Origin of the sequence: uncultured Enorma sp. (genome assembly GCA_905210055.1) — a bacterium.
Lineage (GTDB): Bacteria > Actinomycetota > Coriobacteriia > Coriobacteriales > Coriobacteriaceae > Enorma.
In genome coordinates this window covers 1-7592 of sequence record CAJLVH010000094.1, presented here as the reverse complement: position 1 = coordinate 7592, position 7592 = coordinate 1, and the positions used below count along the sequence as shown (strand labels likewise).

6 protein-coding genes are annotated in these 7592 nt (G+C 65.9%); 2 read left to right on the top strand and 4 right to left on the bottom strand.

Annotated features, from left to right (window positions below):
* The 4 genes from sdaAB to gltX form a co-directional block, all read right to left on the bottom strand.
* Positions 1–888 (bottom strand): L-serine ammonia-lyase, iron-sulfur-dependent subunit beta (gene sdaAB, locus QZ079_RS06685; protein ID WP_297036738.1); only part of this gene is annotated, 888 nt, incomplete at its 3' end.
* Positions 889–966: 78 nt separating this feature from the next.
* On the bottom strand, positions 967–2139 hold the full coding sequence (locus tag QZ079_RS06680; protein ID WP_297036735.1) for a hypothetical protein: 1173 nt from the start codon (positions 2137–2139) through the stop codon (positions 967–969).
* 17 nt (positions 2140–2156) lie between these two features.
* Complete coding sequence (locus QZ079_RS06675; protein ID WP_276767347.1) at positions 2157–3083, bottom strand: metallophosphoesterase; 927 nt, start codon at positions 3081–3083, stop codon at positions 2157–2159.
* Positions 3084–3378: 295 nt separating this feature from the next.
* Positions 3379–4860: a glutamate--tRNA ligase gene (gene gltX / locus QZ079_RS06670; RefSeq protein WP_297036732.1), complete on the bottom strand. Its 1482-nt coding sequence runs from the start codon at positions 4858–4860 to the stop codon at positions 3379–3381.
* A 184-nt stretch (positions 4861–5044) separates the two neighbouring features.
* Between gltX and QZ079_RS06665 the strand changes: the two genes are divergently transcribed.
* Both QZ079_RS06665 and QZ079_RS06660 read left to right on the top strand, forming a co-directional pair.
* Complete coding sequence (locus tag QZ079_RS06665) at positions 5045–5767, top strand: hypothetical protein (protein ID WP_297036729.1); 723 nt, start codon at positions 5045–5047, stop codon at positions 5765–5767.
* On the top strand, positions 5764–7592 hold a 1829-nt coding region (locus QZ079_RS06660), incomplete at its 3' end, for a YhgE/Pip family protein (RefSeq protein ID WP_297036726.1). The genes QZ079_RS06665 and QZ079_RS06660, both read left to right, overlap by 4 nt.

Here is a 7592-nt window from a genome sequence, read left to right as displayed (position 1 = left end):
GGTGGTCTCGGCGCGCATGGCGGCGATGACGCGCTCCATCGTCTTCTTTGCAGCATCGGCACCGGAGAGCTCCTCCTCGCGGGCACGCGCGATAGCGCCTATGCTGGCAGCTGCCTGCTCGCACAGGGCGAGAAGCTCCCGGGCATCGGAGAAGTCGGATGCGAGCTCGCTTCCATCGGGGGTGCGCGTGGTGCCCGGCATGCGGATGAGCGTCGCAACCTCAACGTGCTCGTGTCCGCGCAGCGCCTGGAGGAGCGCTTCGAGCTGGCTTCCGCGCGGCAGGTCGTCGAGCTCGAACACGGTGTAGGCAGCGCCCCCGCGCTCCGTACGGTAGGTGCGCATGAACGCGATGTTGAGGCCATAGGTCGAGAGCAGCACGGTCAAGGCGGCGAGCACGCCGCGGGCGTCGCGGTGCGCCACGAACACCGTGTCGTATTCGCCGGTGATCTTCACGCTCACGCCGTTGATGCGCGAAAGGCGGATGCGCCCGCCGCCCAGGCTCTCGCCGCGCACGGAGCGAGATGCTCCCGTGTCGTCGGTCATCTCGATGTCGACGGTATTGGGGTGCAGGTGGGAGTCGTCCGCACCTTGCACGAACTCGAAGGAAAGCCCACGTGCGGCAGCGAGGTCGAAGGCGCCCCGGATGCGCTCGTCGTCGGTGGCGAGTCCGAGGATGCCCGCGACGAGCGCGCGGTCGGTGCCGTGTCCGCGATAGGTGTGGGCGAAGCTGTTGTGCAGCACGAAGCGCACGCGTGCCACGGGCGCTTCCATGAGCGAAGCCGCCACCTGCGCGAGGCGGAGCGCCCCTGCGGTATGCGACGATGATGGTCCGACCATGATCGGGCCCAAGATTTCGAATGCGGACGGTGCAGCGGATGTGCCCGACATTGCCCCTCCTTGTGCTGGCGCGAACGAACCGCTCGGATGCGCCGAGCGCGATCGCGTTGATGAACCGAGCCGATTGTATCAAATGGACTGGCGTTGACAGTGCCGGTACCGCGCCATGATGAGCCGCCCGCGCGCTTCGATGCGCAGTGTTGCGCCCTTAAGGTGGGCGACCCCGGCTGGCTCGCTGGGGAATTCCTTATCGAGGTCGACCGGTATGTTCGTACATGCCTGCTCGACATGCGCGTAGGCAGCGATGATGCCATCTGCGTCCTCGTGACGCGCTGCATCTAGGAACGTCTCGACCACCTCGCGCCCCACGCAGTAGAGCTCAAGCTGCGCTGCGCGGATATAGTCGGGAAAGGACATGACCTCCGCGCAGGGCACCTCGGAGCCGTCCGAGAGCTTCCATGTGAACGTGCCCCAGGCGTTGCGAAGCGCTTCGAGGAAGCAATCTTGGCGGTCACCCGTAACGCCGCCGCGGCCTTTCCATGGGTTGAAGGTCCGGCGCGTTCCCGGATGACCGAAGGGTATGAGGCCAAAGTTCCCGATGGTGTGGGTGAGGTCCGTATAGTGCGCGAGCGCCTCGTAGATCTGCGCCTGGTGGACCCGCGGTTGCGCACCAAGCCTCTCGACGATGACCTTCCGTTCGTCGCGGAACAAGGTGGCGAGCCGTGCGGAGTCGCCCTGTGCACCCTCGACGCGCTCCGCGACCGCAGCGCAGAGCATGTCCTTGTCTGCATCCTGCCCAAGCCCCAGAGCGTCGAGGTCGACGAGCAGTTTCATGAGGCTGAACCACGTCGTTCCCAGTTTGCAGTCTTTGAAACGCAGAGCCACGGAATTCATGACATCGTAGTCTGCAATTGCGTACGGCGCTTCGCTGCTCGCGCTACCTGCGCACCCCGTCGGAAGGACGAGCTCATCTCGTTTCTTGTTAAGATGCAGGCGCATGTTCGTGCCCGTCTCCCGTGCTGCGCCGGCGAGCAGCGTCCGCGCGGCCCGCGATGCTTCGTACTCCGCGCTCTTCTCTCCGCAGTATGTTTGGATCGTGTAAACATTGCAGTGCGCGAACAGCTTATAGACGAGAAACCGCGTCACCGGCCGGTCGCGCAGCGCCTCGTCTAGCGTGCACAGGGCGGGCACCTCATGCGCGAGCAGAACCGCCTTGAAGTCTGTTGCCCAGCCGCCGCGCAGGATGCGCTCGATGCCCGGCGCATCGCATGCCTCGACTCGCGCCGTCTCGGTACGCGTCATGGCGCACCCCCCCCTTTCTAACCCAAAAACGGCAGAACGTGGATGGTCATCCAATCCCAGATGGTAGCCGGCCAGGGGGTAAGGCCGAGCTCCTCATCGGTGACTGCACGGACGCCCGTGCCCTCCACGAGGAGCATGCTGCCGTCTCCGATAGGCGAGAGATTGCTCTTCAGGCTGAATGTGTCGCAGAACACGAGTCGCGCTCCGGTGCGGACGCCGTCTTCGGCCGGGATGTTCCACAGGTCGATGGATTCCACCGGCGTGTGCCCGACGATTTGGTCGAGTCCCGGAAGCGGGTCGTGCGCGAGTTCCGAGCGGTCCGCCCAGAGGGGGCCGGGGAGCTCGTAGCCGCCGCGGCCCGCGCCCGCCATGGCGAGCATGCGCAGCGAGATTTTCTGTCCATGGTCGAGGAGGGAGTTGAGTTGCCGGGCGATGGTTTGCGCGTCTGTGCCCTCGGCGAGGTCGAGGCAGTCCGTCGCCCAGCTGCGTGTGACGCCGGCATGGGTGACAAGTGTGTTGCCCACGGTTGTGGCCGCGCGCACATTAAGCTCATCGAGCAAGTGCGCCACTTCGTCGAAGAGCGGCGCGTGCGTGCCCGGTCCTGTTTCGCGCAGGCGGTACTGCATGTCGTGATTGCCCGTCACGAGGTCGACGGTCAGGCCGTCCGCACGACGCTTGAGCACCCAGGTGCGCAGGGCGTCGAGGGCATCGCGCATGGTGAGGAGGTTCGAGTGCCATTCGTCTACGTAGTCGCCGCAGAACACGATGCGCCCGCAGCCGAGTTGCTCGATCGCCGCGTCCACGCGTTCGAGGATGGGTTCCTCCTTGCAGTGCATATCGCCGATGACGAGCGTACGTTCCGCTTGCGTATCGCAGCCGCCCTTCACGCTCTGTTCGTCTGCACCGTCATAGTCGCGTTTCGTGTCTTGGATGCGCTCTGCCATGCTTCCTCCTTCTTGCCGCGGTATCTCCTCCTATACCAGTACCATGTCGTGCGGACAAAAAGCGAGACGGACGCGGGCGATGCCGCTTCCGCCCCGCGTACACGGGAAACACGTAAGGTGTATGGAGCGCGAGGCATCCGAAGCTGGAGCACCCGCGCTCACGCGGGGAGTACCGCCAAAGCCCCTTGACCCCCAGTCAAGAGGAAACCTCACCCGCGCAGGAAAACCCGGAAAGCATCCGCCGGGGACGCACCCGTTCGGTACGCATTCGCTCCAGGTGTGGCCGCGCTCTGCGCTAGAGCGCCATTTCGCGTGCTCGCTCGATGCGAGCCATACAGTCATCGCGGCCGATGAGCTCCATGGTCTCGCCGAGCGGCGGGCTCACCATGGTGCCGCACACGGCCACGCGCACCGCCTGGAACACGACGCGCTTCTTCAAGTCGAGCGTATCGGGCAGCGGCTCGAGCGCGGCGTCGATCTCGGCAGCGTGCCAGTCATCGGCCGAGACCGTGCCCAGCGCCACGCGCGCGGCGTCGAGCACCGTGCCCATGCCCTCTTTGGCGAGACCCTTTGCCACAGATTTCTCATCGTAGGCAAGCGTGGCGGCGGTGGCGAAGATGGGAGCGGCGACCTGCGCGGCGTCTGGCGCCATCTTCGTGCGCGGCCGTACGATCGAAGCGAGAAGCGCCCACCAGCATGCAGGGTGCGCTTCGCGCATCACGGGCGTGCCGGCCGCCTCGAGCGCGGGCAGCATGATCTTATCGGTGAACTCCTCGTCACCCATCGCGTTGATGTACTCGGCGTTCATCCAATCGAGCTTCTTGGGGTCGAAGGTCGCCGGGTTCTTGGAGATGCGGTCCAGGCTGAAGCGGCTTGCGAGCACATCGCGTGGGATTACCGTGGTCTCGCCGTCGAGCGACCAGCCGAGGAGCGCCAGGTAGTTCACGAAGGCATCCGAGAGGTAGCCGGCATCGCGGTACTCCTCGACGCTCGTCGCGCCGTGGCGCTTGGAGAGCTTCTTGCCGTCGGCACCCAGGATCATCGAGATGTGCGCGAACACCGGTACAGGTGCCCCCAGCGCCTCGTAGACCATGACCTGGCGCGGCGTGTTCGAGAGGTGGTCGTCGCCGCGGATCACGTGTGTGATGCCCATGGCGGCGTCGTCCACGACGGTCGTGAAGTTGTAGGTGGGCGTGCCGTCGGAGCGGAAGATCACGAAGTCGTCGAGCTCCTTGGCGTCGAAGACCACGCGCCCGTGCACGGCGTCGTCGATCACCACGTCACCACGGTCCTCGGGCACCTTGATGCGGATCGTGTAGGGCTCGCCGGCCTCCATGCGGGAGCGCGCCTCATCCGCCGGGATGTTCCGGCAGCGGCGCTGGTAGCCCTGGAAGGGATCCTTGCGGGCTCGTGCGGCCTCGCGATCCGCCTCGAGCTCTTCAGGCGTGCAGAAGCAGGGATAGGCCTTGCCCTCGGCGAGCAGGCGCTCCGCCGCCTCGCGGTACAGATCCAGACGCTCGGTCTGCGCGTAGGGCGCGAACGGGCCGCCTACATCGGGACCCTCGTCCCAGTCGAGGCCGAGCCAGCGCATGGCGCGCAGGATGATCTGCGTGTTCTCGTCGGTCGAGCGCGTCGGATCCGTGTCATCGATGCGCAGGATGAACGTGCCGTGGTTTGCGCGGGCGAACGCCCAGTTGTAGATCGCGGTGCGCGCGCCGCCGATGTGGAGCTTGCCCGTGGGTGAGGGGGCGAAGCGGACGCGGACGGGGGAGGTCATGGTTGCTCCTTATCGTTTGCGAACCGGCCGCCTCGTCGTTTGCCGGCCGGCGTAAGCATTATACGGCATAGGTATAGACGAAGTGTGCGGCCATTTCATGGCAAAATGGGGTACTAATGTAGAAACGTTTCGCTTCTCGCGGCGCGCCGGCAACATGCGCGCCGCGAACGTATGTGGAGGCCCCGTGGCTCAAAACGAACAGCCCGTCGTGCGCGCGCACGACATCTCATATTCCAAACGCTCGTACCGCTCGTTCGAGTTCGCGTCGTTTTCGGTTGGCGCAGGCGAGGTGCTCGCGGTGCTCTCGTCCTCGCATGCGCCGGCGCGCGACCTTCTGCTTGCGATCGCGGGGCTCGTGCGGCCGACTTCGGGCACGCTCGTCGTCGCGGGCACCGATCTCACGGCGGCGCGTACCCTGCCCTTCGGCCTCGGCACCCGGCTTTCCCGTACTACAGCGGGACTCGGCGTGTTCGAGCACGTCGCTCCTGTTCAAAGCGTATGCACCGTCGAAGAAGCCGTCGCGCGCGAGATGCGCCTTTGCAGCCCCCGGGGAGGTACGTCCGACGCCCTGCCGCTGCTTGCCGCGATGGGTGTCGCCACGCGCGCGGGCGAGCAGGTATCCCGGCTCGATCCAGCGCCGCGCGCCCGCCTTTCCGCCGCGCTAGCACTCGCCGGCGAGCCCCGCGTCGCGCTCATCGACCTCACGGATCCCTTCGTGAGCGGTCTTTCGGCAAACGACGCGTGCGAACTCATGGCATGCCTTCGCGCATACGCTTCCGAGTACGCGCTCGCGGTGGTCGTTGCGACTGGCGAGGAGCGTGCGACGCATGCGGCGTCGAGCGCTCTCTTGCTCGATGAGCCCGCGCCCCTGGAAATGGATTCTTCGGCAGATGAGGTGATGGCATGATTCGCCTGCTCGTAGATGCCGTACGCGATGTGAGCGCGCGCCTTGCGTCGCGTCGCTTCGCGCTCGTGCTCGTTCTTATGCTCGCGCTGCCAGCCGTCTTCGCCCTCGTGTTCACAGCGGCGACGGCGCCTGCGCTCGACGGCCAGGCGCGCATTCCCGTCGCGGTCGTGAACCTCGACGAGGGCATTGACGGCGCGCGTGGCTCGACGGTGAACTCCGGTGCAGAGCTCGTCGATGACCTCATGGATTCCTCTGAACTCGCATGGGATGCCGTGGACGAGGATACGGCGCTCGCCGGTCTTGCCGATGGCACGTATGCCCTCGTGCTCGAGATTCCGGCGGATTATTCCGAAAGGGTCGCGAGCGTGGACGGCTCCGACCCCACGCGCGCCCAGATTAGAATCATCTCGACCGGTTCGGAGAACGTGCTCGCTACGCGCGCCGGTTCCGCTGCGCTCAAGCAGGTGCAGTCGCGCTTGCGCGCCAATCTGGGCGAGCAGTACATGCTGCGGGTCTTGAACAGCGTGAACGGCCAGGCTTCCACGTTGTCGCTCACGGCGGACGGCACCGTCATGCTCGATAGCGCCTACGACGCGCTCGAGCAGGGGACGGGCGCGATCGCTGAAGGGCTCGAGCAGACCGCCGTCGGCACCGACGCGCTCGCCCAGGGCGTGGACGCCATCGCGAGCGGCGTGACCGCGGCGGGCGCGGGCGCATCGACCGTCGCCGACGCCATGGATTCGACTGCGGAGCAGTACGAGGCGCTCGTCTCCGCAGCCCAAGGGGTATCTTCGGGGCTTACTTCCCTGCATCAGGGGCTATCTGCCTTGGTCACACAGGCATCCGGCTCGCTTGACGCCGCAAGTGCGTCGCTGGGCGACCTGGTGCAGCTGCAAACGGTGCTCTCGCAGCAGGTGCCCGGGCTTTCTGCAGCAGCAACCGAGATGTCTGATGCTGCGCCCGGACTATCCGATTCTGCCACAGCCGTGCGCGATGGGATTGACGGCGCGCGCTCGGGTGTCGAGACGGTTGCCGGGCAGGCTGATGCCCTTTCCGAGGCGGCCGTGGGATCGGACGGCACCGGAGGTCTCGTCGGTGACGCTCGGAAGATCGATGATATCGCGGGCGAGTGGCTCGACCGCGAGCGCATCATCGAGCTTTTTCTCAAGGTCCACGCCTATGCGCGGCTCATCGCCCACGGCGAAAAGGTCGACACGAAAACCCAGCGCATCATCGAGCTTGCCGAAGCGCTCGAAGCCGAGGAGCCCGATGAATCCCAGCGGGAACTCATCGCGCAGTTCGAAACGGACGCTTCAACATACGCCGAGGTATCTTCCCAGTTGGACGAGGATGCTACGGCGCTTGCCGAGCAGGCTGAGCAGACGAGCGCGTCTGCGGCATCCGCCGCAGAAGGCCTCGACGATGCGTATTCTGCCGCCGAATCGTTCGATACCTCCGCGGCTGCGTTCTTGTCTTCTGCCGAGCGCGCCTCTACAGCGGCCGGGCTCATCTCTGCCTCGTGCGATGAGAGCTCTGATTCCGTTATGACGGCGATGCACGCCGTGATCGCGGCGAAGATGATGCTCGTCGATGATGAGGGCGCGCTTGCGCCGGGCGCAGGTTTCGCGAGCATCTCAACATTGGTAGACCAGCTCGCAAGCGACGGGCTCGTTGGCCGGGGTGTTGCTGTCTTGGCCACCGGCACCGCGGCGACTCCGCAGGTGCTTACGGGCTTCTCGAGCGCCGTTGACCAGCTTGGCCAGGGAAACCTCGCCCTCGGCAGCGCGCTCGGCCAGGTGGGTACGGGCATCTCGAGCCTCGGCGG